The organism is Collinsella aerofaciens (assembly GCF_009876115.1).
In the GTDB taxonomy this organism is placed as follows: domain Bacteria; phylum Actinomycetota; class Coriobacteriia; order Coriobacteriales; family Coriobacteriaceae; genus Collinsella; species Collinsella aerofaciens_N.
Map to the genome: position 1 here is coordinate 58,527 of NZ_WWSY01000009.1, position 24,857 is coordinate 83,383.

Sequence of the window (24,857 nt, forward strand, 5' to 3'; positions counted from 1 at the left end):
AGAGAAACCCTAGACGTCTTTCACCACGTCGGGACTCGTCGCACGCGATGCGCGATAGGCATCGGCCTCCTTGGAGACGCGTTCGAGCAGCTCGGATGTATCGACGCCCTCGACTTGCGCGACCGTTTCAACCGTCTGCATGGCGACCGCCCTCAGGTACGCGCACGCGCTGTCCCCCAGCTGCTCGAGGTCTATCTCCTCGCCGCCCTCCCGGGCAAAGCCGACCGCCATCACAAAGCCCATGATGCCCGAGACCAGAAAGCCCACCGCAAAGCTCGAATCTGCCTTGAGCTCTTCTCCGTCGGGGTGGACGATCTCTCTCACGCGGTCGATGATGATCGTATGGATGCCCTGCTCGACCTGCTCGGCGGCACCCTCCCTCATGGTGATGACGATGCGCCGCAGCAGGCAGCGGACGTCGCGCCGGTCGAACGCCGAAAGGTCGCCCTCGCTCGAAAAATGCCAGAGGGCATCGGTGATGAGCTCGTTATCCTGCAGCAGCTGGGCTATGGCGATGGCGACGAGTTCATCGAAATCGTGAAAATAGTAGTAAAACGTTCCGCGATTGCACTGGGCGGCGCGGGTCACCTCGCCAACCGACAGCTCGAAGATGCTGTTGTTCTCGATGAGCTCCCAAAACGCCTCGATGATACGGGTGCGTGCATCGGGCGCATCGGCGTCCTTACGCGGTCTCGCCATGCGCCTCACCGCACCCCTGCGCCTTGGCGTTCATGATGAGCATCTGAAGACGGTTCTCCACGTTGGCGAAGCTCACGTCGGGATCGTAGTCGAGCGGCAGGAACTGCGCCGTGGGATACTGCTCCTTGAGCGCATGGATGAGCCCGCGCCCCACGACATGGTTGGGCAGACACCCGAACGGCTGCAGGATCACGAAGTTGCGGCAGCCGCGCTTGGCGTGCTCGAGGATCTCCGCCGGAATCAGCACGCCCTCGCCCGCATCGAACGTATGGTGCAGGATCTTATCGCTCGCGCGCACGAGCTCGGGCATGCGCGTCGGCGGCTCGTAGAGCGGGCTCGCCGCGCCCAGGCGGTCGCAACGGTCGTGCGCGAGCTCGAACAGGTTGTCCGCCGTGGCGTACCAGGCCTTTTCGGGCAGCGACAGGTCGACGTGGAACTCGCGCGACTGCGCATGCTTGTAGAAATAGGTCTTGCGGATCACGTCGGTCATGCGCGCCTCGATGACCTCGAGCCCGTTGTCCTCGAGGTAGCGCTCGATCTCGTGGTTGGCGCCGAGATGGAAATTGAGCAGGTACTCGCCCACGATGAGAACGGTCGGATGCGGGTTCGAGCGGTCGTACGGAACGGCGTCCATGATCGCAAGCGCGCGTTTGAAGCCCGTCGCCTGGCCTCTCAGCCCCGAGCGCTCCATGCCCTCGATAACCTCATCGAGCGCGCGGTCGAACGCAGCGTCCGCCGCGCCCTTCTCGAGCTCATAGGGACGGATGCGCCTAAGCATGGCCTCGAGGGCATCGATCATGGGAAGACCGTAGGCGATCTGGATGCTCGGGCCAAGGCCGAGCTTGAAGCCCGGATGCGCATTGTGGGCATCGACGTCGTCGTTGGTGAGCACCGGGACATAGTCGTATCCCGCGTCGTCGAGCGCGCGGCGCAGCAGGGGCATGTAGTGCGTCAGGCGGCAGTCGCCGATATACTTGCCAGTCACCACGGCGACGTCGTGCGGGTCGTACTTACCGCTCTTGAGTGCCGCGAGCGCCTCGCCGATCACGATTTGCGCGGGGAAGCAGATGTCGTTGTGCACATAGCGTTTGCCCAGGCGGATGGCATCCTCGCGCCCGATATCAAGGGCCTCGGCGCGCACGCCCTGATTGCGCATCGCCGCGGTCATGAGCCTGCAGAACGCATGGGAGGTGTTGGGGACCAGCGCGATCTTGTCGTGCCGGTCGCGCTTGGTGTACTTGACCTTATACGGGTCGTCGAGCGGATGGACCGCGTGCACCCGGGCGCCCTCGGCACGCTCCTCCGCGCGACGACGGTTGACCGACTCGATAAACGAACGCACGCGAATGCCCATGGGACCGGCGACGTCGCTCTCATCGAGCTTGATCATCATCGGAACCTTGGAGCCCATCTCGCCCATCATGCGCGCGATCTCGTCGGTGAGATACGCATCGTGGCCGCAGCCGAAGCTGCCCATCTGCACGAGCTCGAGCTCGGGCGTCGATGCGACGATGACCGCGCACGACAGCATGCGCGCATGGTAGTTGTTCACGATGTCGATGCGGCTGTTGGAAAGATCGACGTTGCAGACCCCCGGCACCGCATCGGGCGTCAGCACGGGGATGCCGCGCTCAGAGAAGAGCTTGGGCAGCCCGTGGTTGACCAGCGGGTCGTTGTGGTACGGGCGCGAAGCGATCACCACCGCGTAGCCGCCGTCCTCGCGCACGTTCTCGAGCACCTGCCTGCCGCGCAGCTGCAGCTGGTTCTCAAACGTCTCCTGCGCGCGGTCCGCCTGCTCGGTCGCCTTGGCAACCAGGTCGGCATCGATATCGAAGGTCTCCTTGCACCACGCCTTGAGCTGGCGGTTTCGGTCGCCCTCGTCGTACCAGTGGAACAGCGGCGTATCGAACGGAACGCCGAAACGCTCCTCCGGGTTATCGGAATTGCGCATCACGTAGGGGTATCCCTTTACGACGGCGCACATCCACTCGCTGGTAGAGGCGGTGTTTTCGGTGGGCACCGTCGTGATGATGGGCATGAAGATGCGGTCGACGCCGGCGTCGACGAGATTGCGGATGTGCCCGTGGACGAGCTTGGCCGGGAAGCACACGGTGTCGGATGTGACGTGCGCCAGACCGCGCTCGTACATCGCCTTGGTGCTGCGTCCCGAGACGCGCACCTTAAAGCCGAGCGTGCTGAAGAACGTCGACCAGAACGGCATGGTGTCCCAGAACTCGAGCACACGGGGAATGCCGATCGTGACATCGCGCCCCCCGCAGACGGGAACCGTGGGGTACGACTCGAACAGCAGCTTCTCGCGGTCGACAAAGAGATTGGGGGCAGCCGCGGTCCGGTCGCGCCCCGTGCCGGGTGCCTGTGCCTCGCAAGCACCCTGCGGACGCAGCTCCTCCGCCGCGGGAACCTCGCGCACGAGCTCATCCCATGAGATGGCGCCGCCGCGCGGGCAGCGATTGCCCGTGACGTAAAGCGAGCCGTCGCCAAATGCCACGACCGCGCGCTGGCAGCGGTTGTTGCACCGACGGCAGGTAACGCCGCCGAACTCGCGATGCTCGAAGCGCTCCACGGCATCGAGCCCGATAAACGACGTGCCGGCGTCGCCCTTGCGGCATTCCTCGCGCGCGAGCAGGGCGATACCGATAGCGCCCATCAGCCCCGGGTGGGGCGCACGCGTGACGGGTTTGCCCAGATACTGCTCGAATGCGCGCAGCACCGCGTCGTTTCGGAACGTGCCGCCCTGGACGACGACTTTGTCGCCCAGACGGTTGAGATTTGAAACGCGAATGACCTTGGTGAACACGTTCTCGATAATCGAACGGCAGAGACCGGCCATGATGTCGCCCGGACCCTTACCGCGCCGCTGCTCGGAAACGACGCTGCTGTTCATGAACACCGTGCAGCGGCTGCCGAGAACGGCGGGGGCTTTGGACGAAAATGCCTCGGTCGCGATATCCTCAACGGCTATTCCGAGGTTTTTGGCAAAACCCTCGAGGAACGAGCCGCAGCCCGCAGAGCACGCCTCGTTGACGACGATATCGGTCAGCACGCCGTGGTTGAGCCAGATGGCCTTCATATCCTGTCCGCCGATGTCGAGCACGAAGGTCGCATCGGGAACGCATGCGCACGCGGCGCGGGCGTGCGCGACCGTCTCGACCGTATGGTAGTCGGCGTGGAACGCGCGCGCGAAAAGCTCCTCGCCGTATCCCGTGGTGCCCACGGCATCGATCGCAAGCGTGACTCCCGCTGTCTCCCAGCGGTTCTTCAAGCTGACAAGACCCTGTTGGGCGACGTCGAGCGGTCTGCCGTTATTAGACGCGTAGAACGAATCGACAAGCTCACCCGCCTCATCGACCAGGGCGAACTTGGTCGTCGTGCTCCCCGAATCGATACCGAGCGCCACACGCACCGTCTCTCCGGGCGCATACGCATCCGGACCCTTTGCCGGCGTCTCTTTGCCATGGCGTGCCGTAAAATCCGCCTGCTCGGCAGGTGTGGCAAAAAAGGGCTGGGCAAGACGTCCCTCCCCGCTTGCGGGCGCGACCGTCTCGAGCTTATCCAGCCGGACAAAAGCGTCGGGAAGGTCGATCGGTTGGGACGATGCGAACATGTCGGTCAGCGACAGGGCGGCACCGCGCGCGACCATGATCTGCGGATCGCGCGGGACGATAACCTGATCGTCCGATAGATTCAGTTGCTCCCGGAACACGCGGACCAGTGTGGGGTTGTAGGCGAGCGTACCGCCCTCGAAGATTACCGGCGGCTCGATGTCGATACCCTGGGCCAGACCGCCGATCGTTTGGCGGGCGACCGCGTGAAGCGCCGAAAGCGCCAGGTCGGTGGCAGGAATGCCCTCGTTGAGCAGCGGCTGGATATCGGTCTTTGCGTACACGCCGCAGCGGCCCGAGACCTCGTGGACGGTCGTTCCCCGGCTTGCGAGCTGCTCGAACTCGCCCGATTCGGTGCCGACCCCCATGAGCTTTGCCATCTCGTCGATAAATGCACCGGTACCGCCTGCGCACGAGCCGTTCATGCGCATGTCGGCAACCTCGATGTCTCCCTTATCGTTGGTGCGGAAGAAGATCATCTTGGCGTCTTGGCCGCCCAGCTCGATGGCGCAGCGCGTCTGCGGATAGAACCTGCTGATCGCGAGCGCGTTGGCGACCACCTCCTGAACGTACGAGGCGCCCAGCGCGGTCGCGATATCGCGCGCACCCGAGCCGGTCACCGCAACGCGCAGCGACTCATGGGGAAAGCGCTCGGCGAGCTCGCCGAGCATGGCGCGCACGCTCGCTGTCTGACACGCCCCGTGGCGGCGATATCCCCACCACGCCTCGGTCATATCCTCGTGCATCGCGTAAACTTTGGTCGTCGTCGACCCTACGTCCAGTCCTACTAGCAACGCCATAATGCTCCGTCTCTCGCATTTTTCCCGCTAGAGATATACCACTCTACGTAATACAACAGACTGTTGTATTTAAACTCCGTATAAAAAGCGGCTGCCGAAACGCTTCAGCAGCCGCCGAATGCACCAACAGATTGTTCTGCGCGCTAGCACGTCGGGCAACGGAGCAGCACGGGCCCTCCGGTCATGCGCACCGCTCACGCCCGCGATGTCGCCGAGAGAGCTATCCACGCTTAGGGCTCCAACCAAGCAAGTCGCCCGCGCTCAGCAGATCCCTAAGCGAGCTACTCGCACTCAGGAGCCATAGCCTGCTCCAAGAGCTCGGCATGCTCCTCCTCGAAAACCGTCCCCACAGGGAAGGCGCGACGGAAGACGAAGCGGGAAATCGGACCGGCTACCAAAAGGTTCCACGGCAGCGCCATCACAAAATTATGCGGGATGTTGATCATCCAGATCGCGGGCACGGAATACAGGTTCGCAAGGATGCCGCCGGGCATGTGCGTCAGACCCTCACAGGCACCGTACAGCGACATGATGATGACCATGGGAACGACCATGCAGGAGCTGACGGCGAGCGTCATGGCAAGTGGCGAGCTCTTGCCCGGCGTGACCAAGTACTTAAAGGCGAAACCCTTGGCGAGCGGGCTGGCGACGAACCAGTCGCAGCGCATGGCAAAAATGTAGGCAACGGGGAAGCCGAGCCACGCAGTGGCAACGACCTCGCCGTTGATGGCCCCGTGCTGCAGGGCAACGTTGTAGATGCTCATCCAGAGCACCATGCAAAAGCACATGATAAAGGTGAACAGCAGGCTCTCTCGTTTGTTGATAGGCATAAAGGGCAGATTCCTCTCTGTGTTGTACCGCGGCGCCACGCAACAAAAACGGGCGGGCAAGATGGAGCTGTTGGGACTTCATCTCGCCCGCCCGTGTTACGCGCGTCTGTGACTACTTATGTGGTGGAACTACCCTAACACGAACGGCGCGCGCTTCGTAAGCGTTGAGTTTGTGGAGATGCAGGGCACCAAAACCCCCGACCCCATAAGTTGCGGTGGAATACGGACTGTTTTGACCCTTTAAGCAACAATTCAGTCCCTATTTCACCGCAACTCATTTGGTGCAAAGTAACCTGTCCCCCTTGTACCAATTAGCTGGTGTGGCGCCAGCGAGGGTCGGTGAGCGTACGCGCCACACCCAGTCCAACGGGCAGAAACGCTACGATGAGCACTGCGCGCACAAACCAGCCGAGCATATTGACCGTGTCGAAGGTGCACATGTAATACATCGAGCGATACAGATACAAGCCCGGCACCATAATGACAATCGAAGGCACCGTGAGGGCGATGCGCGGGTAGGTGAGCTTGACTTCAGCCAAGCTTGCGAGCAGCCCCGATACCAGCGCGCCGATAAACGCTGCTGCCTCGGGAGGCATTCCCGTGCTGAGGCCCAGGAAGGGAATCATCGTCGGCGCATCGACAAGGGTCAGACGCAGGGTATTGGACACGGCGCCGATCAACCCAGCTGCCGCGGCCATCTTTACCGGGCTGTTGAACATCACCGAGAAGCCGAATACGCCAACGAAGCTCATCACCACGCGCAGGAGCGTAAGGGCAAGCGGCGAAAGGCCCAGTGGGGCAAAGTCGTCCGGCGCCAGGCCAACACACTCGGCAACCATCCAACCTACGAGGGTCGCCATCACAATAATCGATACGGCATATGAAAGGCGCTCGATACCGCTTCGCATGTCGAGCTTAGCGATGTCGAGGCCTGCCGTAATGAGTGGAAAGCCGGGAATCACAAAGAGCATGGCGCCGATATAGCCTTCTTGGTGCGACATTGCCCCCGGTATGACCTGGCCAAGGCCGAGCAATGCCAGCAGATACGAAACGCAAGCGAGCGCAACGCCGGTCGTCAGCGCGCTGAACTGACCAAGGCCTTGCTTGAGAATATGGGAGCGGGCAAAGTTGCCGACACCCGCGCCCACGAACGCGCAGGCCATCTCGATAGGGCCGCCGCCGAGCAAAAAGACGAAGGCGCCGCAAGCACAGGCTGCCGCAAGGCCCTGTTGCCAGGGAGAGTAATCAGGCTTTGAGCTCTCAACGGTCCTGAGCATCTCGTGATACTCGTGTACCGTGAAGCGACGACCATAGGTCTCGATTTCCTTGAGGAAACTCTCCATCATCCAAATGCGATGGGTATTGACTCCCGTTGTGGGCAGGCTGACAACCTCGTTAAAGCAGTGGCCATCTTCGATGCAAGTGCACTCAAACGACAGAAGACTCAGGTCGACGTGAATCGTGACGCCGAGTACGGCAGCAACACGATTCATGGTATCGCGCACGCGCCAGGCACCTGTTCCGCTTGCCAGCATAAGCATGCCGGTGCGGCAGATGATGGATGACTTATCGGTGAGTGGCGCATCGACGGCAAGCTCATCGCCTGCCGTCACGATCTGGTGCCAGTCAGTTTTCATATGGAGCGCGCCGGCACGAACGCCGTGGTGCATGGGGGCTCTCGAAAGCAGCGAGTCAAGGCGCGAAGGCTGTGGGGGCTCCGCTGATCCGACCTCGTCCTCGTCGGGCTCTTCATCAATAAGGTCGAAAGTATCGAGCGCCGCCGGCTCGCGACGGTCGATCAATTCCTCGTCCTCATCATCAAAGTAGTTGAACTGATCGAGCATGTCCTCTTCGATTGCACGCTCGCTCGCGTCGTCCATCCCGGTGCTCCCTTCCTGTCGACTAACCCCCATCCTAGGCAGCAACGGCTAAAGGAAACATAAAAGAGACGACTGTCATGCGAGCCATGTGCGCAATATCCGTTGGGTAGTCGTTTAAGAACGTCCCCAATGACTACATCGATGTATTGGCAACGTCAGCGAGCGGGCCGCATTTGAGACAAGGTGACGTGAAACGAAAGGGCGCTGACCTTCTGGTCGCGCCCTTGAAGTTGAACGTCAGATTGTCCAAATGCGGCCCGCGCAGCGTCGAGCCGTTACGCGGTTCGTAGAACCGCGTAACTAGTTAGTACATCTTTGCGCCGGCGGGGATGGAGGCGTCGAGCTGGATCAGGTTGAGGCGCTCCTCGCCCTCCTCCTCGTGGATAGCGCTGATGAGCATGCCGCAGCTGGGAATGCCCATCATCTTGCGCGGAGGCAGGTTGGTGATGGCGAGCAGGGTCTTGCCGACGAGGTCCTCGGGCTCGTAGTACTCGTGAATGCCGGAGAGGATGGTGCGGTCGGTGCCGGTGCCGTCGTCGAGCGTAAAGTTCAGCAGCTTCTTGGACTTCTTGACGGCCTCGCATGCCTTGACCTTCACGGCGCGGAAATCGCTCTTGGAGAAGGTATCGAAGTCGACGAACTCCTCAAACAGCGGCTCAACGGCGATCTTGGAGTAATCGAGCGTGGGCTTAAGCGACTTAACGAACGGGCTCGCAGCGTTGCCGGCCTCGGCAGCCTTGGCGGCAGCGGCACCAGACTGGAAACCCTTCTCGGGCTTCATGTGCGGGAACAGCAGCACGTCGCGGATAGAAGCCTGGTTGGTGAGCAGCATGACCACACGGTCGATGCCGATGCCGATGCCGCCCGCAGGAGGCATACCGTACTCGAGGGCGCGCACGTAGTCCTCGTCGTACTCCATGGCCTCGTCGTCACCGCCGGCCTTCTCGGCCATCTGAGCGGCAAAGCGCTCGGCCTGGTCGACCGGGTCATTGAGCTCGGAGAACGCGTTGGCGTACTCGTGACCGGCAATAACCAGCTCAAAGCGGTGCGTCAGGCGCGGGTCGTCCTCAAAGCGCTTGGCAAGCGGGCTGACCTCGATGGGGTAATCGCACACGAACGTGGGGTTGACGATGGTGTCCTCGCCCAGCTCATCGTAGATCTCGGCGATAATCTTGCCGGCGGTCCACTCGGGCTTAATCTCCAGGCCCTTCTCGCGCGCGGCGGCAGCAAGCTCCTCGACCGGCGTGTCGATGGTGACCTGCTTGCCGAGCACGTCGGAGACGATGTCGGTCATGGGACGGCTGGCCCACTCACCAGAAAGGTCGATGGTCTGGCCCTGGTACTCGATAACCTCGGGGTTGCCGATGGCCTTGTTGGCCGCCTTGATGACACCCTGGGCGAGCGCCTTCATGCCCTCGAGGTCGGAGAAGGCACGGTATGCCTCCATCGTGGTGAACTCGGGGTTGTGGGTAAGGTCCATGCCCTCGTTACGGAAGATACGGCCGATCTCGAACACGCGCTCAAAACCGCCGACGATGCAGCGCTTGAGGTGCAGCTCGGTGGCAATACGCAGGTAGCACTCCTGATCGAGCGCGTTGAAGTGGGTAATGAACGGCTTGGCCGTGGCACCACCCTGGATAGTCTGCAGGATGGGGGTCTCGACCTCCATGTAGCCGTCGGACTCCATAAAGCGACGGAAGGTGGAGAGAATCTGCGAACGCTTACGGAAGGTCTCGCGAACGTCGTCGTTGGCGATCAGGTCGACATAGCGCTGGCGATAGCGGGTCTCCTTGTCGGAAAGACCGTGGAACTTCTCGGGCAGCGGACGAACGGCCTTGGAAAGCAGGGTCGCACTCTTGGGGGCAACGGAAAGCTGGCCGCGCTGGGTGCGCACAACCACGCCGGTCACACCCAGGATGTCGCCCAAGTCGAGGGCCTTGAGCGTATTCCAGGCAGCCTCGTCCATGTCGTTGATGCGGCAGAACAGTTGAATCTCGGCAGTCGCATCGCGCACGACGATGAACATGATCTTGCCCTGACCGCGCTTGGCGACCACACGGCCGGCGATCTTCACGACATCCTCGGTGTCCTCACCATCGGCAAGATCGGCGTACTTAGTCTCGATATCGGCGACGTAGTCCTCAAGCTCAGAGTGCTCAGGATAGGGGTTCTGGCCCGCCTCGAACAGGGCGGCGCGCTTGGCCAGGCGGGTGGCGCGCTCGTCGTTGAGCGTCGATGCCTGATCGGCGGCGTTCTGGTTCTCTGCCATAAGTTAGCTCCTCAAACTAAAACGCTCCCCAGGATTCGGTCCCAGGGAGCGAAAACATACCTTTACGCGGGACCGTGGTCTAGCGTGCGATCTTGGCGATGGTGTAGACGCGAGTCTTGCCGGAAGGCGTAACGACCTCGACGGAGTCGCCCTCGCCGTGACCAATGATGGCGTGACCGACCGGAGACTCGTTGGAAATCTTGTGCTCGAGCGAGTTGGTCTCGGTGGTACCGACGAGCGTGACTTCCATGACCTCGCCGTTGGGGTCAATCAGCGAAACGGTGGAACCGATGGAGACGGTCAGGTCGCCCGTGGTGGCAGCAACCTGAGCGTTGGCGAGGATGGCCTGGATCTCGGCAATACGAGCGGCGTTCTGGGCCTGCTTGTCCTTAGCGGCGTCGTACTCGGAGTTCTCCGAAAGGTCGCCGAACGCGCGGGCTTCCTTGATGTCCTCGACGATCTCCTTGGCGTAATCGCCCTCACGCCAAGCGAGCTCCTCGACGAGCTTCTGGCGGCCCTCAGCGGTCAGTACGATCTGGCTTGCGTCCATACGGATATCTCCCCAACTCTGATCAAACAATCAACTGTCAACAAAACGAAAAAGACCGGCTAGCCTGCGGGCAAGCCGGTCAGGTGCTCACCCCAAAGGGATGGGACTACTCTGCGTCCGCGTCGCTGTCCTCTGCCTGCTTCTTCTTGGCAGCAGCGAGCTTGGCCTCGAGCTCAGCGATCTCCTTGTCCTCCTCGGACTGCTCGACCACGACCTCCTCGGCCTGCTTGGTCTCGGCCTTATCGTCGCCCTCCATACCCTCACGGATATTCTTGACGGTAGAGCCGAGGGACTTGCCGAGCTTCGGCAGGTTCTTGGGCCCGAAGATAATCAGGACAACGACGAGAATAATGATGAGCTCAGGAGCCCTCAGTCCAAACATGTAGACCTCCACAATACAGCGAGACAAGCTCGAATGAGTATACCGCGGGTATCGCGGTATCACAACAATAGCTAAAAAAAGGGACCGCAAGAAGCGGTCCCTCCTCATGCTCTGGTCGGGTTGACTGGATTTGAACCAGCGACCCCTGCGTCCCGAACGCAGTGCTCTACCAAACTGAGCCACAACCCGTTAGCTCGACTATAGTAACAAAGATTTTCGCCGCGTGCTAGAGAAATTTTTATTTCTTTGGCGCGTCGATTTGAACCGTGTTGGGAATGAGCTCCGTCGCGCAGGACCACCAGCCGTTTTGCAGGGCAGCGTCGGCAAGCCTTTCGGCTGTGGCGGCGGTGTCGCAAATGGCAAACGAGCAGGCGCCCGATCCGCACACATCTACAGCAACGGTGCCGTCCTGTTTACGCAGCCAATCGAGAACCGTTTGAATCTGCGGCTCCATCTGTGCGGAAATGACACCCAGGTTGTTATGGATGAGCGCATATGCCGTCTCGGCATCACCAGCACGCAAGGCAGAAGCTATCGCGCCGGGCTTGTCTGCAGGCACCGGGGCCTCGTCAAAACGTCGATAGGCTTCAATTGTCGAAACACTTGCCTCGCGCGGCTTGACCAACACGACGGGCGTTGCGGGCAGCGCGGGATACTCAGTTGCCAGCACGTCTCCCCCACCTACGTAGAACGCAGGGCTCGCGTGCAAAAAGAACGGGACGTCAGCACCAATACCCCGCGCAATGTCGTCGAGCGCGGGGTCGGTGCGATCAATTCCCCAGAGCTCCGCCAAGGCGACAATGCCCGCGGCCGCATCCGTCGAGGGGCCGCCCAAGCCGGCGCACAATGGAATGCGCTTCTCAATCGTCACGCAGATGTTTGCCTCGCGACCATAATGCTCGGCCATAGCAACCGCAGCCCGATACGCCGTATTCTTTTGCATGGGAAAATCTGATGCCGGAACCGTCTGGACGGTCAGCGCCTGTGCCGGCGTAACCGTCACGGTATCGGAAAGACCGACAGCTGCCATCAGGGAATCGACCCTGTGGTAGCCGCGGTCATCGCGCTCGGTATGAACCCCCAGGTAGAGGTTAATCTTTGCCGGCGCGGTAAGGGTGAGGGACCGATCGGTCACCACTAGTGCTCCTCGAGCTGGTTGCCGAGCGGGGTAAAGATATGCTCGCCGCTCTCGGGGTCAAACAGTTCGACCTGCCCGGTGAGGACATCGATATACTGGTAGGACTGACGCGACTTGCGGCCGCGGCGCTCGTCAACCTCGACGATAAAGACTGCCGGATGGACGCTCTTGATGGTGCCCATGCGCTCGACGACGCGGGTGCGGCCCATGTTGGCCTTCACCTTGACGCGATCGCCCACCATATCGGTCAGCTTCTCGTGGATGTCGTCGACGTGATTGACTTCCATCTCTTCCATGAACAGGGCCTCCAGAAGGTGCAATTCAAAAAGGGGATAATACCCCTAAGATAGACAAAACTCTAATACTATAGCACCCTGTTGCGACCACGCGCAAGTGGCTAATTTGGCTACTTACAGATTGTCGGTATCGAGGACGATGGTGAATGGGCCGTCGTTGACGAGGTCGACTTTCATATCGGCGCCAAAGATGCCATGCGCCACGTGTTCGACGTCCTCGCGCACAAGCGTCAAGAAGTACTCGTAGAGCTCGTTGGCGACATCGGGGGCGCCGGCATCCGTAAACGATGGGCGGCGGCCGTGACGGCAGTCGGCAAACAGCGTGAACTGCGACACCACGAGAACCTCGCCGTCGACATCGGCAAGTGCCAGGTTGGTCTTGCCGTTCTCGTCCTCGTTAATGCGCAAGCCCCGAAGCTTGCCCCACAGCTTATCGGCCTCGGCGCGCGTGTCGCCGTGGCCCACGCCCAGCAGCACCAGATAGCCGCGCCCAATTTTGCCCACGCACTCGCCATCGACCGTCACGCCGGCGTTGAGCACGCGCTGCACCACCGCGCGCACGGCCTACTCCTCGCCCGTCAGTTTGGCGGATAGGTGCTCGAGCGCATGGAATCGATGGCTGATGGCGTTCTTCTCGTCCGCCGTCAGCTCGGCCATGGTCTTGCCCGGCGTGTCGACCGGCAGGAACAGCGGGTCGTAGCCAAAGCCGTGATCGCCGCGGCCCTCGTGTGCGATAGCGCCCTCGCAGGCGCCCTCACCATAGGTGACCAAACCGTCCGTGTCGATGAGCGCAACGACGCTTATAAAACGCGCGGTGCGATCCTCGTCTGCCACGCCTTCCAGGTTAACGAGCAGCTTGGCGTTGTTGGCGGCATCGTCGCCATGCACGCCCGCATAGCGCGCGCTATACACGCCCGGCTCGCCGTCCAGGGCATCAACGACCAAGCCCGAATCGTCGGCAATGGCCATGAGCCCCGTCTCTTCGACGGCAGCCTGCGCCTTGATGATCGCGTTCTCCAAAAACGTTGTGCCGTTTTCCTCGGGGTCCTCAAAATCGCCCAGCTGACCGAGCGCCACAAAGCGTACCTCGGGCATGACCTTGCCCAAAATGGCCTCAATCTCGGTGAGCTTATGGGCGTTGCCGGTTGCCACGACGATAGTTGCAGCCGGGTCGAGAGTGTCGATGTCGATCTTCTCAAGTGCCATAACTGGCCTCCTTGTCTCTATAGCAAGCTGCGTGAGGGGCGTTCGGGCACTTGGCCTCTCCCCTCTCAGGCAATCAGACCTTTCAACGCAGCATTTCCGCAGATAAAACCTACCAAAATAAACCTGTCCCTATTTGGCAGGTTAGGCGATGGCTTGGCGCTGAAGCTCGATGAGCTCGGCGATACCCTTGTCGCCCAGGTCGAGCAGGGCGTTGAGGCGTTTGCGGTCGAAGGGCGCCTGCTCGCCGGTGCCCTGGAGCTCGATCATCTCACCGGTTTCGGTGGCGACGAGGTTCATGTCGACCTCGGCATGGCTGTCCTCGGAATAATCGAGGTCAAGCAGCGTATTGCCGTCGACAACGCCCATGGAGATGGCAGCCACCTGGCCGATAAGCGGGATGCGTTCGATCTTGCCCGCCTCGACCCACATGGCGAGGGCGTCGTGCAGCGCCACCCAGGCGCCGGTGATGCTCGCTGTACGCGTGCCGCCATCGGCCTGAATCACATCGCAGTCGACGGTGACGGTGTACTCGCCGAGCGCCTTCATGTTGACGACGGTACGCAGGCTGCGGCCAATGAGGCGCTCGATCTCCATGGAGCGACCCTTGCGGTTGGCATGCTCGCGCTTGCAGCGCTTGCCGGTCGACGTCGGCAGCATGGCGTATTCCGCGGTCACCCAGCCGGCCTTAGCTCCCTTTCGCCAGCCCGGCACGCCCTCCTCGATAGTGGCGGCGCACAGCACGCGCGTGTCGCCGAACTCGGCCAAACACGAGCCGTGGGCGTGCTTCATGACGCCACGGGTGAGCTTAACGGGGCGCAACTCGTTGGCGGCGCGACCGTTGGCGCGGTTGACCTGCATGTACTCCATAGAAATATCCTTTCGGCAAAAGATGTGGCGAAGGCTTTGGCGGCTGCCTTACATCTATTTCAGCTCATCGATATCGATATGTTCGATGCTCTTGAGCGGCTGACCAAAGATAAAGCTGCCCGCCACCGCAAACTCGGCAATGTTATCGGCCGTCGTGGCAAAACGATGCTGCGGCTCGGCGGCGTCGCCCGCCAGCTGCTCGCGGCGCGTGAGGATATCGGTCAGCTCGCGTGTGGTCTCCTCGGCGGAACTCACGACGCGCACCCCAGGCCCCAGCGCATGGCGGATAGGTCCCACCAACAGCGGAAAATGCGTACAGCCGAGCACCACGGTATCGATACCGTGGTCGCGCAGCGGCTCAACCGTGGCACCCACCAGCGCACGCACGGCAGGCGTATCGAAGATGTCCTCGTTCTCAAGCCACTGTTCCTGCAGATGCGCACCCGAGGCGAGCTCGTGTTCGACAACCTCGACAAAGCTCGAGGCAGGACAGCCGTATACATCGACGCCGGCATCCAGGTCCTGAATGGCGCGCGTGTAGGCGCCCGAGCGAATGGTGAGGTTGGTGGCGAGCACGCCCACGCGACGCGTACGCGTGCTGTTGATTGCCGCACGGGCACCCGGCGCGATCACACCGATCACGGGAACGTCGAGCACCTGCTGGGCCAGACGCAAGGCCGCAGCGGTCGCCGTGTTGCAGGCGATGACCATAATCTTGACGTCGTGCTTCGAAAGCCAACGACCCGCCTGCAACGCAAACGAGCGCACCTCATCCTCGGTGCGGGTGCCGTAGGGGCAGCGCTTGGTGTCGCCAAAGTAGTAGACGGACTCGTGCGGCAGCGCCGTCGCGATTGCGCGCGCGACCGTCAAGCCGCCTAGGCCCGAGTCGAACACGCCGATCGGGCGCGTGTCCCCGGCCAGATTCTCGATATCGGACATTACCTCACCAGATTCTCTCTCAAAAAAATGTGGCCACGCGTGATGCGTCGGGCTACGAACGGGCTGCGACCAGCAACTCAGCCGTTGCCACCCAGCCGTCGATAATCTTGCCGCGCGTGACGAAGGCGTTGTCGCAGGCGTCCAGGAACTCAGGCGCGCCGGCGCTCGTCAGGCCATTCTCGACCAGGCAGAACGTGCCCACGTGGTCGGCCATGTAGAAATCGGACTCGGAATCGCCGAGCGCCAGCGTCTCGTCACGCTCGATACCCAGATGCTCGCAGAAGCGCGCAACCGCCACGCCCTTGTCGAGGCCCGCCGGGTTGATGTTAAAGGCGCGACCGTCCTCGACGCGATCAAGCTCGAGCGTCGTCGGCTTGGACAGATGCGTCAGGTGGCCGTTGCAGGCCCAGACCAGACCGCAACTCGCCTCGTCAAGGATGGCCTGAGCCTCGTCATCGGGAATATCGCCGCGCATGCCGACGGTGACCTCGCGATACTTGTAGCCGGTCGACATGTCGTTGTGGTACTCGATCTTGTGCGGCCAGCGAGCCAGAATCTTCTCGCACACGCCGGTCTGCTCGATCACCTGGTGCGGCGTGAGGCCGCAGGCGGGGTCGTAAGGCATGTCGCCGGTCAGGTACTCCCAATCGTTGGCCTTGAGGTCGTACATGACCAGACCACCCATCTCGCCAATGTAGGAGTTGAGGCCGAGCACGCGCGCGTCCTCGTGGATCATGGTACGGTTGCGGCCCGAGGTGGGAACCACCTGAATACCAGCGCGAGCGAGCGCCACGACGGCCTCGACGAGTTTGGTCGAGGGGTTGCCGTCGTTGTCGCGCAGCACGCACGAGCCGGGTGCGAGCATCGTGGCATCCAGGTCGGTAAAGACGTACTTGACCTTGGCCAAGCGCTCGCGCATCTCGCCCGAAAGCTCGGCAACGGTCGGCAGGATGTTGTGGGACATAGTCACTCCGTTTACGTAGAAGGGGTTTGGACTTGGACGGCGCGTTTTGCTAAAGGAAACACGCCTACAACGGCAGCATGCTCAGGGCATCACCGTCATCGCAGCTCATTAGTCAAACTGGGTAACATCGATTAGGCGATTGGCCAGCGAAAGGTCGCTCTCGATGGGCACGAACTCGTCGCCCACGTGCATGAGTTCCTCGTCACCCTTTGCCAGCAGCAAGACAATGGTGGGAGCATCGGGGTTGACGTACTCCTCGCGCGCCGCCTTGAACGCCGCATGCACAGCGGCTTCGCGGTCGAGGATGATCTTGTTCGGCGTATCGTCGGGAACATGCTCGGCAAGCTCGCGACAGACCTTCATCGGGTCCTCGTGAGCTGGATCCTCGTTGGCAAAGATCATCAGGTCGGAATAAGGTGCGGCCTCGCGCGGAAGCTGCTCGCGGCGCTCCTGCGCCTTGCCGCCGGCAGCGCCAAACAGCGCAATGACGGGGCTAGCGGGAAACGCGCGCTTAACCGACGAGAAAAGCGAGCGGAACGAAAGCTGGTTGTGCGCGTAGTCGACGACACAAATCACGCGGCCGTCCTTCGACTCCACGACCTCCATACGGCCCGGCACACGCAGTTTGGAGAGGCCCTTCTTGATGGCATCGATACCGATGCCGATCTCGCGCGCAGCGGCGATAGCGACCAGCGCGTTTTCCACGTTAAAGTCTCCCGCGATACCCAGCAGGACCTTCTCCCCCGCCTCGGACTCGTCGGCACACAGGCCATGCAAGTTGAACTCGATGCTAAAGCCGACCATGCGTACGTCGCTCGCCCACAGGCTTGCCTCGGGGTGCTCGACGCCAACGGTCACCAAGCGCTCGGCCGTCGACGCTGCCTCCAGCACACGGTCAACCTCTTCGGTGCCCAGATTCACCACGGCGGTCTTTGCCTGGTCAAAGATCCTGAGCTTGCTCTCAAAATAATCCTCAAACGTGGGGTGTTCGATCGGCGAGATGTGGTCGCGGCCGATGTTGAGGAAGCACGCCACGTCAAACGGCAGATTCTCGACGCGTTGGTACTTGAGCGCCTGACTCGAAACCTCCATGACCATGGACTGGCGACCGGACGTGCGGCAGTTGGCGATATGGCGCCAGACCTCGGGGGCCTCGGGCGTAGTATTAGTGCTCTCGTAGCACTCGATGCCATCGTCGGTACTCACTGAGCCGATCATGCCGCAGGACTCGCCCGCCGCTTTGATAATCGACTGGAGCATAAAAGCGGCCGTGGTCTTTCCCTTGGTGCCGGTGATGCCCACGATCTTGACGTCGTGGTCGGGACGGTCGTAGACCTCCGGCGGCAACAGGGCCATGGCCGTGCGAACACTATCAACAACCAGCATCGCAGCACCGCTCTCCTTCGCCAGCGGCTCCAGAGACTCGACCAGCGACTCCTCGCACACAAATGCGACGGCGCCCGCATCGAGCGCCATGTTCAAAAACGCGGGCTTAAAGGCAGCACCTTTACAAAAGAATACGTCACCTGCCGAGACCGCGCGCGAATCAAACGAGCAGCCGGTCACGGTACGCTCGTCAACCTGCTCTGATGCGCGCAGCTCGCCGCACACATCGAGAAGCTTGGCAAGCGTATCGACCGTGGTCACGGTCGCGGAATCCGAATGGTGCATCTTTCACCTTTCTCAGCCATTTGGCAGGGACGGTTTTTATAGTAACTGAAACGCACCCACGCAAAAACGGCTCCCGGAGGAGCCGTTACGCGCAGGCGTTCGTAAGCCGAGGCTAGGCAGCCTGAACAGCGGGCTGGTCCTCGTCGATAAAGAAGCGCTTGTACCACACCAGGAACACGAGCGGCGTATAGATCTTGCGCTGGAAATCGCCCTTGCCCGCAAAGTGCAGATCGAGCAGGTGCATGAGCTCGTCGGTATCGAAGAACTCGCTTGCCCACGGCGCGGTAAAGTACTCCTTGACATAGTCGTACCACTTTTGCTCGCGCAGCCAGTAGACAATCGGCACCGGGAAGCCCACCTTGGGACGGGTGGCCCACTCATCGGGCAGCGACTTGTTGGCAGCGTGGCGGAGTACCTGTTTGTTGCCGTTCTCGTTGATGCGGTAGCGGTCGGGAATGTGCTCGGCGAACTCCATGACTTTGCGGTCCAGGAAGGGCACGCGCAGCTCCAGCGAGTGCGCCATGCACATCTTGTCGGCCTTGAGCAGAATGTCGCCCGGGAGCCACATGTTCATGTCCAGGTACTGCTTCTTAACCAGCTCGGGCTGACCCTTCACGCGCGCATAGATGGGAGCGGCAAGCTCGAAGGCGCCATCGCCGGTGTTGTACTCGGGCTTGAGCACGCCGTCGACCTCGCGCTCCGGCCATACCAGAGCCTGTCCCAGGAACGACTTCTCGGGGATCTCGGCACCCTTGACCAGGAAGTTATGTCCCTTGAAGTACGGCATATGCAGCGCCAGGTTACCGAGCGCGCGACGGATGGGCAGCGGCACCATCTTTTTGTACTTGCGCACCGGGACCGTATCCTCGTAGTAGGCGTAGCCGCCAAAGAGTTCGTCGGCGCCTTCGCCCGAAAGCACGACGGTAACGTCCTTGCGGGCCATCTCGGCCAAGAACCACAGCGGCACGGAAGACAGGTTGGACTGCGGCTCGTCCATGTGATACTGGATGTCCTCGAGCGCACCGAAGAACTCATCGGCGGTAATCATCTTGCGAACATTCTCGACGCCGAGCTTGTCAGAAAGTTCCTTGGCGTAGTTGGTCTCGTTGAAATTCTTGTAATCGAAGCCCACCGAGAAGGTCTTGTCGGGCATGAGGCAAGCGGCGATGTAGCTGGAGTCGACGCCGCCGGAGAGGAACGACGCGACCTTGACGTCGGCGATGCGATGGGCCTCGACGCTCTCGTGCACGACCTCGTCCAGCTCGTCGACGTACTCCTCGAACGGCTTCTCGACGGCAGAGTAATCGCAATCCCAGTAGCGCTCGATGTTCATCTTGCCGGTCGGGATATCGACGGTAAAGTAGTGCGCCGGCGGCAGCTTGTAGACACCCTCGAAGAAGGTCTCCTCGGTTGCCGAATACTGCAGCGTCATGTACGGACGCAGGGCCTTTTTGTTGACCGCCTTGTGGAAGTGCGGGTAGTCCAGGAAGCTCTTGATCTCGGAACCAAAGAGCACGCCCGGAGCGCCGTCGCCCGCATCGGCCATGGGATAGTAGTAGAGCGGCTTGATGCCAAAGATATCGCGGGCGCCAAAAAGTTTGTTCTTCTTCTTGTCCCAGATGACGAAGGCGTACATACCGCGCAAGCGATCGAGTACTGCCTCGCCCCACTCCTCATAGCCGTGCAGGAGGCTCTCGGTGTCGGCGCCGCAGTGGAACTTGTAGCCCTTGGCCTCGAGCTCGGAACGGAGTTCTTGGAAGTTGTAAATCTCGCCGTTGAAGACAATGACGACGCTACCGTCCTCGTTGGCCATGGGTTGGGCGCCGGCCTCGGTCAGGTCGAGGATCGACAGGCGGCGGAAGCCCAGGGCAACGCGGCCGTCGATAAACTGACCGCCCATGTCGGGGCCGCGATGGACGATGCGGTCCATCATCTTGGTGAGCACCTCGGATTGGTTATCCGTCCCACCGACAAAACCGACAAAACCGCACATATACTATCCCCTCTGCTGTTGCTGGGCATCAAATCGAATCAGTAGCTTTTGAGTATACCCGAGGGCGTAAAGAGGGGCGGAATGTTCAGGCAATCTCAACTGAATCAGCTCCGCTGTGACACGCGCCAGTTACCTTTAATGGATATGAGGTGAATGAGGCGATTGTTTTGCTATACTCTCTCCGCACGGGCGATTGGCGCAACGGTTAGCGCAGGTGCTTTACACGCACAAGGCTGGGGGTTCGAATCCCTCATCGCCCACCACTGATTTGATAGGCTCCCAGCAATGGGAGCCTTTCTTTTTTGGGCCCAGTGCATGGGATTCGAACCCGACAGGGTGCGGAGCTGAGGAAACGCGAAGCGTTTTCCAGCACAGCACGCGAGGAGCGGAGCGACGAAGCAGGGCGCGGGCGGCGCCAGCCGCACGCGGACATCCCTCATCGCCCACCACTGATTTGATAGGCTCCCAGCTATGGGGGCCTTTCTTTTTTGGGCCCAGCGCAGAGGGATTCGAACCCGCAAGGGTGCGGAGCTGAGGAAACGCGAAGCGTTTTCCAGCGCAGCACGCGAGGGCCGTAGGCCCGAAGCGAGAGCGGGCGGCGTCAGCCGCACGCGACATCCCTCATCGCCCACCACTGATTTGATAGGCTCCCAGCTATGGGGGCCTTTCTTTTTTGGGCCCAGCGCAGAGGGATTCGAACCCGCCAGCACGTCCGTCACAAAGGCCGTGGCCAAAAAATGGCAAAAATGAGTACTGTTACTAATTTTGTAGCAGCGATTTTTGGGTTTCGCTGGGTAAATCTAGCCCTGAATCAGCGATTTGAAGCCTTTGCTAGCTGTTTCCCCATTAACATAACTGAACATGTGTGGTCTAACTAATCCTAGATAGTCGGTTTCATATGAGATTCAGCTGGTAACAGTACTCATATTTGATGTTTTTTGACCAGCAGGTCTCCCCGCCTTAGCAAATCTAAGGCAAAACGGGCTCCAGACCGCTGAATCATGCCACATAGGGCACGTCCGCAGTCCGGAACCCGGTCAAAGTTAAGTTATTTCGCTGTGTTAGGCCAAAACGTCCGACAGGATCTCGATCAGACTGTCCACGTCGGATTCCTCGCAGACGAGCGGCGGCAGGAAACGCAGCGTATGAGCACCTGTAGCGTTAATCACGGCACCGGCGGCCAGCGCGCGGGCAACAATATCATGCGCGTCGCCCGCGGCATCATCCAAATCACAGCCGAGCATCAAGCCGCGGCCACGCACCTCGGTCACGTTCGGCAGCTTGGCGAGCTTTGCCTCCATATAGGCGCCTACCTTGGCAGCATGGTCGGCATAATCGCCGCGCACGAGCGCGGAGAGCGTCGCGGCGCACGCCGCGACAGCCAAGCAGCTACCGCCAAAGGTCGAGCCGTGGTCGCCCGGCTTAAACACGTCGGCAATCTCCTTCTTTGCTACGACGGCACCCATGGGCACGCCATCGGCAATGCCCTTGGCAAGGCTCATGATGTCGGGTTCCACGCCATAGGTTTGGAATGCAAACGGCTTGCCGGAGCGGAAGATGCCGCACTGGACCTCGTCGGCTATAAGCACGGCGCCCACTTCGTGTGCCAGGTCGCGCGCTGCCGCCATAAACTCCTCGGTCATGGGGTGCACGCCACTCTCACCCTGGATCGGCTCGAGCATCACGGCACATATTTCGCTCCCCAGCTGCTTAAAGATCGCACGCAGTTCATTGATATCGTTGGGCGTACAGGCCACAAAGCCACCCGGCAGCGGGCGGAAACTATCCTGCAGCCAATCCTGCATGGTGGCGGCAATGGTCTCGAGCGTACGGCCGTGGAAGCCGCCGCGCATGCACACGATAGTGTTGCCGCCGTTACCGGCACGCTTGGCGTACAGGCGCGCGAGCTTCATCGAGCCCTCGTTGGCCTCGGCGCCGGAGTTGGCAAAGAAGGTCTCCCAAACCTGCTCATCCGCAGCCGGGGCACCAAGAGCAGCTGCCGTGGTCTCATCGCCGGCGGCAATGGCATCGGCAAGCACGCGTGCACCATCTAAGTCGTCGTTGGCAAGCTTGGACAGCAGCGCCGCGACCTGTCCACGCTGCTCGATGTAGAAGTAATTGGAGACATGCATGAGCTTTTTGGTCTGTGCCTCGAGCGCCGAGAGCACAGCCGGGTCGCCATGACCTAGGCTGCACACGCCGATGCCGGCAAGAAAGTCGAGGTACTCACGACCATCGTCGCCGGTGAGCTTCATGCCGTGACCCTCGACAAACTCGACCGGAGAGCGGCCAAAGGTATGCATAACGTAATGGGATTCAAGCGATTGCTGAGCTGCAAGTGACATGGGATGCCTTTCGTTGAGCGCCGGACGGCGCAGGCCTATGGGTGCAGAAATGGGGCGGCTGCGGGTCAGTTAGACCGTCTGAAGCTTCTCGACCTCGTCGAGGTTCTCGGTCAGACGCGCAGCAAACGTCGAAAGCGGATGCGGATGCGTATCGAACTCGTAAGCCGTCTCGGTGGAATGGATCACGGTGCCGACGCCGGCATCGGTCAGCAGCTCCAGCAGCAGCGAATGCGGCGTGGTGCCGTTGATGATGTGAGCGCGAAATACGCCGCCGGCAAGCGCATCGACGGCCGCGCGCAGCTTGGGAATCATGCCCTTATCGACCTCGCCGCCGTAGAGCATTTCGTTAACCTCGTCGAGTGTTAGGTTGGAGATGAGTGAGTCTTTATCGCTAAAGTCCTTGTACAGGCCGTCGACGTCGGTCAAAAAGATCGCCTTGTGCGCGTGGAGCGCTGCCGCAACGGCACCGGCGGCGGTATCGGCGTTGATGTTGAAGAAACCGCCGTCCTCCCCCGCCGCGACGGTAGCGATAACGGGGATGTACTCGCTATCGAGTAAGCGCTCGATATAGTCGGTGTTAACGTGCGTCACTTTGCCCACGCGACCGAGCTCGGGGTCGAGCGGCTCGGCGATGAGCGTGCCAGCATCGCTGCCCGACACGCCCACGGCCAGGTTGCCGTGGTGGTTGATGGCGGCAACCAGCTCCTGGTTAACCTTGCCGCCCAGCACCTCGCGCACGATATCCATAGTCGCCGGCGTGGTCACGCGCTGGCCGTTCTTAAACTCGACGGGGATGTCGTAGTGGCTCAGCGCCTCGTTGATGGCCTTGCCGCCACCGTGCACGATAACAGGGCGCATGCCGATGATCTTGAGCAGCACGATGTCGCTCATCACGTCGCGGCGCAGCTGCTCATCAACCATGGCGGCTCCGCCATATTTGATAACAACCGTCTTACCGGTCAGGTTCTTAATCCACGGCAGCGCTTCGAACAGCAGCTGCGCGGTTGCTTCGTTGGATTCGCTCGAACGACAATCGCGTGCGAATTTCATAATCTGCCTCGTCTTTCGTATCGTTATCGCGCCGCGCTCCGCTGTCCGCAATCGCGGCAAGATGCGCAGCGTGCCCGGAATCTAGGAACGGTAATCGCCGTTGATGGAGATGTACTCATGCGTGAAGTCGCAGGTCCACACGGTCGTTGCCGCGTCGCCTGCGCCCAGGTCGGCCGAGATCACGATCTCGGGCGCCTCGAAACGTCGTAGAGCCTCGTCCTCGTCAAAGGGAACAGTCAGACCGTCGCGACAGACAGGCATGCCCATCATGTCGATGGAAACGTCTTCCTGATTAAACTTCACGCCGCACTTGCCAAGCGCCATAGCAACGCGGCCCCAGTTGCAGTCGTGGCCGGCGATGCAGGTCTTAACGAGCGGCGAGTTGGCAACGGCACGGGCGGCGATATCGGCTTCCTCGTCGTTGGCGGCGCCGGTAACGTTGACCGTAACAAGCTTGGATGCGCCCTCACCGTCGGCGGCGATATTGCGCGCCAGGCTCTCGCACACCTCGTGCACGGCAAATGCCAACTCGTCAAAAGCATCGGAGCCCTCGACGATCGGCTCGGCATCTGTGGCAGCGGCACCGGAGGCAAGCATGATGCAGGTGTCGTTGGTCGAGGTGTCGGAATCGATCGTTACCTTGTTAAAGGTCTGCTTGACGGTCGAGAGCAGCAGGGCATGAAGTGCCGCAGGCTCGACGGGGGCATCGGTGGTGATAACTGCGATCATGGTGGCCATGTTGGGCATGATCATGCCCGAGCCCTTGCACATTCCGCCTACCGTATAGACATTGCCCGCATGACCCGCAGCCTCACTGACGTAGGACACGGCGTACTCCTTGGAGTGCGTGTCGGTCGTCATGATGGCGCGAGCGGCATCGGCGCCACCGTGGGCGGAGAGCGCCTCGTAGACAGCAGGAATGGCGGTCTCAAACGTGTCGATCGGCAGAATCTGTCCGATCACGCCCGTGGATGCGACTAGGATCTGCTGGGGTTCACAGCCGATGACTTGCGAAGCGATGTTGCACGTCTCGCGCGCGCAGGCAAGGCCGGTCTCGCCCGTGGCGGCATTCGCGTTGCCGGAGTTGATTGAAACACCGGCGATAATGCCATAGCCCTTGTCCGCACCGCCCAGGTTGGCACGACTCACCTGCACGGGCGCCGCGCAAAAGCGGTTGGTCGTAAACACGCCGGCGCTGGGACAGGGCTTATCGGGCACGACGAGTGCATAGTCCAAGCGCTCGGGATTCTTCCGGAATCCCGCATGGATGCCTGCAGCCTTAAAGCCGGCAGCTGCCGTAACGCCACCCTCAACGGCGCGAATCTTGATATCATTCAGGTCGGTATTCATCGTCT

Annotated in this window: 19 protein-coding genes and 2 tRNA genes; 1 reads left to right on the forward strand and 20 read right to left on the reverse strand. The window is 61.1% G+C overall.

Annotated elements, in window-relative coordinates; genetic code table 11:
- Nucleotides 1–9 precede the first annotated feature (9 nt).
- The 17 genes from GT571_RS06265 to asnB form a co-directional block, all read right to left on the reverse strand.
- A complete protein-coding gene (locus GT571_RS06265) occupies nucleotides 10–699 on the reverse strand; it encodes a TetR/AcrR family transcriptional regulator (RefSeq protein ID WP_161156114.1) in 690 nt (229 codons plus the stop codon).
- Entirely contained in the window at nucleotides 683–5,122 is a 4,440-nt protein-coding gene (locus GT571_RS06270) for an acyl-CoA dehydratase activase (protein WP_117876645.1), read from the reverse strand. Before GT571_RS06270 ends, GT571_RS06265 begins: the two co-directional genes overlap by 17 nt.
- Before the next feature lie 281 nt (nucleotides 5,123–5,403).
- Nucleotides 5,404–5,952: a DUF2798 domain-containing protein gene (locus tag GT571_RS06275; RefSeq protein WP_161156116.1), complete on the reverse strand. Its 549-nt coding sequence runs from the start codon at nucleotides 5,950–5,952 to the stop codon at nucleotides 5,404–5,406.
- A 311-nt stretch (nucleotides 5,953–6,263) separates the two neighbouring features.
- A complete protein-coding gene (locus GT571_RS06280; protein ID WP_225093848.1) occupies nucleotides 6,264–7,832 on the reverse strand; it encodes a threonine/serine exporter family protein in 1,569 nt (522 codons plus the stop codon).
- A gap of 304 nt (nucleotides 7,833–8,136) precedes the next feature.
- Complete coding sequence (gene lysS / locus GT571_RS06285; protein WP_161156120.1) at nucleotides 8,137–10,101, reverse strand: lysine--tRNA ligase; 1,965 nt, start codon at nucleotides 10,099–10,101, stop codon at nucleotides 8,137–8,139.
- 79 nt (nucleotides 10,102–10,180) lie between these two features.
- Nucleotides 10,181–10,651, reverse strand: a complete 471-nt coding sequence (gene greA, locus GT571_RS06290) for a transcription elongation factor GreA (RefSeq protein ID WP_006234960.1) — start codon at nucleotides 10,649–10,651, stop codon at nucleotides 10,181–10,183.
- A 106-nt stretch (nucleotides 10,652–10,757) separates the two neighbouring features.
- Entirely contained in the window at nucleotides 10,758–11,033 is a 276-nt protein-coding gene (gene tatA / locus GT571_RS06295; RefSeq protein WP_022094895.1) for a twin-arginine translocase TatA/TatE family subunit, read from the reverse strand.
- A 112-nt stretch (nucleotides 11,034–11,145) separates the two neighbouring features.
- Nucleotides 11,146–11,222: transfer RNA gene (locus tag GT571_RS06300), tRNA-Pro, on the reverse strand.
- Nucleotides 11,223–11,271: 49 nt separating this feature from the next.
- Nucleotides 11,272–12,168 carry a 4-(cytidine 5'-diphospho)-2-C-methyl-D-erythritol kinase gene (gene ispE, locus GT571_RS06305; RefSeq protein WP_161156122.1) on the reverse strand — a complete coding sequence of 299 codons (897 nt, stop codon included), beginning with the start codon at nucleotides 12,166–12,168 and terminating at the stop codon, nucleotides 11,272–11,274.
- A 2-nt stretch (nucleotides 12,169–12,170) separates the two neighbouring features.
- On the reverse strand, nucleotides 12,171–12,467 hold the full coding sequence (locus GT571_RS06310) for a Veg family protein (RefSeq protein WP_006234957.1): 297 nt from the start codon (nucleotides 12,465–12,467) through the stop codon (nucleotides 12,171–12,173).
- 114 nt (nucleotides 12,468–12,581) lie between these two features.
- Nucleotides 12,582–13,028 (reverse strand): D-aminoacyl-tRNA deacylase, encoded by a 447-nt coding sequence (dtd, locus tag GT571_RS06315; RefSeq protein ID WP_138339581.1) that lies wholly within the window; start codon nucleotides 13,026–13,028, stop codon nucleotides 12,582–12,584.
- A gap of 3 nt (nucleotides 13,029–13,031) precedes the next feature.
- On the reverse strand, nucleotides 13,032–13,673 hold the full coding sequence (rdgB, locus tag GT571_RS06320) for an RdgB/HAM1 family non-canonical purine NTP pyrophosphatase (RefSeq protein ID WP_138339580.1): 642 nt from the start codon (nucleotides 13,671–13,673) through the stop codon (nucleotides 13,032–13,034).
- A gap of 141 nt (nucleotides 13,674–13,814) precedes the next feature.
- On the reverse strand, nucleotides 13,815–14,540 hold the full coding sequence (gene rph / locus GT571_RS06325; RefSeq protein ID WP_138339579.1) for a ribonuclease PH: 726 nt from the start codon (nucleotides 14,538–14,540) through the stop codon (nucleotides 13,815–13,817).
- 54 nt (nucleotides 14,541–14,594) lie between these two features.
- Nucleotides 14,595–15,479, reverse strand: coding sequence for a glutamate racemase (murI, locus tag GT571_RS06330; protein WP_117778584.1), 885 nt, complete (start codon nucleotides 15,477–15,479; stop codon nucleotides 14,595–14,597).
- A 52-nt stretch (nucleotides 15,480–15,531) separates the two neighbouring features.
- The gene (locus GT571_RS06335) at nucleotides 15,532–16,443 is read right to left on the reverse strand and encodes an HAD family hydrolase (protein ID WP_161156124.1); all 912 of its coding nucleotides are present in this window, start codon (nucleotides 16,441–16,443) and stop codon (nucleotides 15,532–15,534) included.
- 108 nt (nucleotides 16,444–16,551) lie between these two features.
- On the reverse strand, nucleotides 16,552–18,114 hold the full coding sequence (locus GT571_RS06340) for a Mur ligase family protein (protein WP_161156126.1): 1,563 nt from the start codon (nucleotides 18,112–18,114) through the stop codon (nucleotides 16,552–16,554).
- Nucleotides 18,115–18,226: 112 nt separating this feature from the next.
- Nucleotides 18,227–20,107 (reverse strand): asparagine synthase (glutamine-hydrolyzing), encoded by a 1,881-nt coding sequence (asnB, locus tag GT571_RS06345; protein WP_117563808.1) that lies wholly within the window; start codon nucleotides 20,105–20,107, stop codon nucleotides 18,227–18,229.
- Between the two features lie 187 nt (nucleotides 20,108–20,294).
- Between asnB and GT571_RS06350 the strand changes: the two genes are divergently transcribed.
- Nucleotides 20,295–20,370, forward strand: a tRNA-Val gene (locus GT571_RS06350).
- 798 nt (nucleotides 20,371–21,168) lie between these two features.
- Here GT571_RS06350 and GT571_RS06355 read toward each other — a convergent pair.
- The 3 genes from GT571_RS06355 to argJ form a co-directional block, all read right to left on the reverse strand.
- Nucleotides 21,169–22,452 (reverse strand): aminotransferase class III-fold pyridoxal phosphate-dependent enzyme, encoded by a 1,284-nt coding sequence (locus tag GT571_RS06355; protein WP_117635956.1) that lies wholly within the window; start codon nucleotides 22,450–22,452, stop codon nucleotides 21,169–21,171.
- A 69-nt stretch (nucleotides 22,453–22,521) separates the two neighbouring features.
- Nucleotides 22,522–23,502 carry an acetylglutamate kinase gene (argB, locus tag GT571_RS06360; protein WP_117583122.1) on the reverse strand — a complete coding sequence of 327 codons (981 nt, stop codon included), beginning with the start codon at nucleotides 23,500–23,502 and terminating at the stop codon, nucleotides 22,522–22,524.
- Nucleotides 23,503–23,583: 81 nt separating this feature from the next.
- Complete coding sequence (argJ, locus tag GT571_RS06365) at nucleotides 23,584–24,852, reverse strand: bifunctional glutamate N-acetyltransferase/amino-acid acetyltransferase ArgJ (RefSeq protein ID WP_192934656.1); 1,269 nt, start codon at nucleotides 24,850–24,852, stop codon at nucleotides 23,584–23,586.
- Between the last annotated feature and the right edge of the window lie 5 nt (nucleotides 24,853–24,857).

What these genes read in the sequence shown, in the direction of transcription:
- GT571_RS06265 (WP_161156114.1), bottom strand. Translation starts at nt 699, where the DNA reads ATGGCGAGACCGCGTAAGGACGCCGATGCGCCCGATGCACGCACCCGT.
- GT571_RS06270 (WP_117876645.1), bottom strand. Translation starts at nt 5,122, where the DNA reads ATGGCGTTGCTAGTAGGACTGGACGTAGGGTCGACGACGACCAAAGTT.
- GT571_RS06275 (WP_161156116.1), bottom strand. Translation starts at nt 5,952, where the DNA reads ATGCCTATCAACAAACGAGAGAGCCTGCTGTTCACCTTTATCATGTGC.
- GT571_RS06280 (WP_225093848.1), bottom strand. Translation starts at nt 7,832, where the DNA reads ATGGACGACGCGAGCGAGCGTGCAATCGAAGAGGACATGCTCGATCAG.
- lysS (WP_161156120.1), bottom strand. Translation starts at nt 10,101, where the DNA reads ATGGCAGAGAACCAGAACGCCGCCGATCAGGCATCGACGCTCAACGAC.
- greA (WP_006234960.1), bottom strand. Translation starts at nt 10,651, where the DNA reads ATGGACGCAAGCCAGATCGTACTGACCGCTGAGGGCCGCCAGAAGCTC.
- tatA (WP_022094895.1), bottom strand. Translation starts at nt 11,033, where the DNA reads ATGTTTGGACTGAGGGCTCCTGAGCTCATCATTATTCTCGTCGTTGTC.
- GT571_RS06310 (WP_006234957.1), bottom strand. Translation starts at nt 12,467, where the DNA reads ATGGAAGAGATGGAAGTCAATCACGTCGACGACATCCACGAGAAGCTG.
- rdgB (WP_138339580.1), bottom strand. Translation starts at nt 13,673, where the DNA reads ATGGCACTTGAGAAGATCGACATCGACACTCTCGACCCGGCTGCAACT.
- rph (WP_138339579.1), bottom strand. Translation starts at nt 14,540, where the DNA reads ATGGAGTACATGCAGGTCAACCGCGCCAACGGTCGCGCCGCCAACGAG.
- murI (WP_117778584.1), bottom strand. Translation starts at nt 15,479, where the DNA reads ATGTCCGATATCGAGAATCTGGCCGGGGACACGCGCCCGATCGGCGTG.
- GT571_RS06335 (WP_161156124.1), bottom strand. Translation starts at nt 16,443, where the DNA reads ATGTCCCACAACATCCTGCCGACCGTTGCCGAGCTTTCGGGCGAGATG.
- GT571_RS06340 (WP_161156126.1), bottom strand. Translation starts at nt 18,114, where the DNA reads ATGCACCATTCGGATTCCGCGACCGTGACCACGGTCGATACGCTTGCC.
- asnB (WP_117563808.1), bottom strand. Translation starts at nt 20,107, where the DNA reads ATGTGCGGTTTTGTCGGTTTTGTCGGTGGGACGGATAACCAATCCGAG.
- GT571_RS06355 (WP_117635956.1), bottom strand. Translation starts at nt 22,452, where the DNA reads ATGTCACTTGCAGCTCAGCAATCGCTTGAATCCCATTACGTTATGCAT.
- argB (WP_117583122.1), bottom strand. Translation starts at nt 23,502, where the DNA reads ATGAAATTCGCACGCGATTGTCGTTCGAGCGAATCCAACGAAGCAACC.
- argJ (WP_192934656.1), bottom strand. Translation starts at nt 24,852, where the DNA reads ATGAATACCGACCTGAATGATATCAAGATTCGCGCCGTTGAGGGTGGC.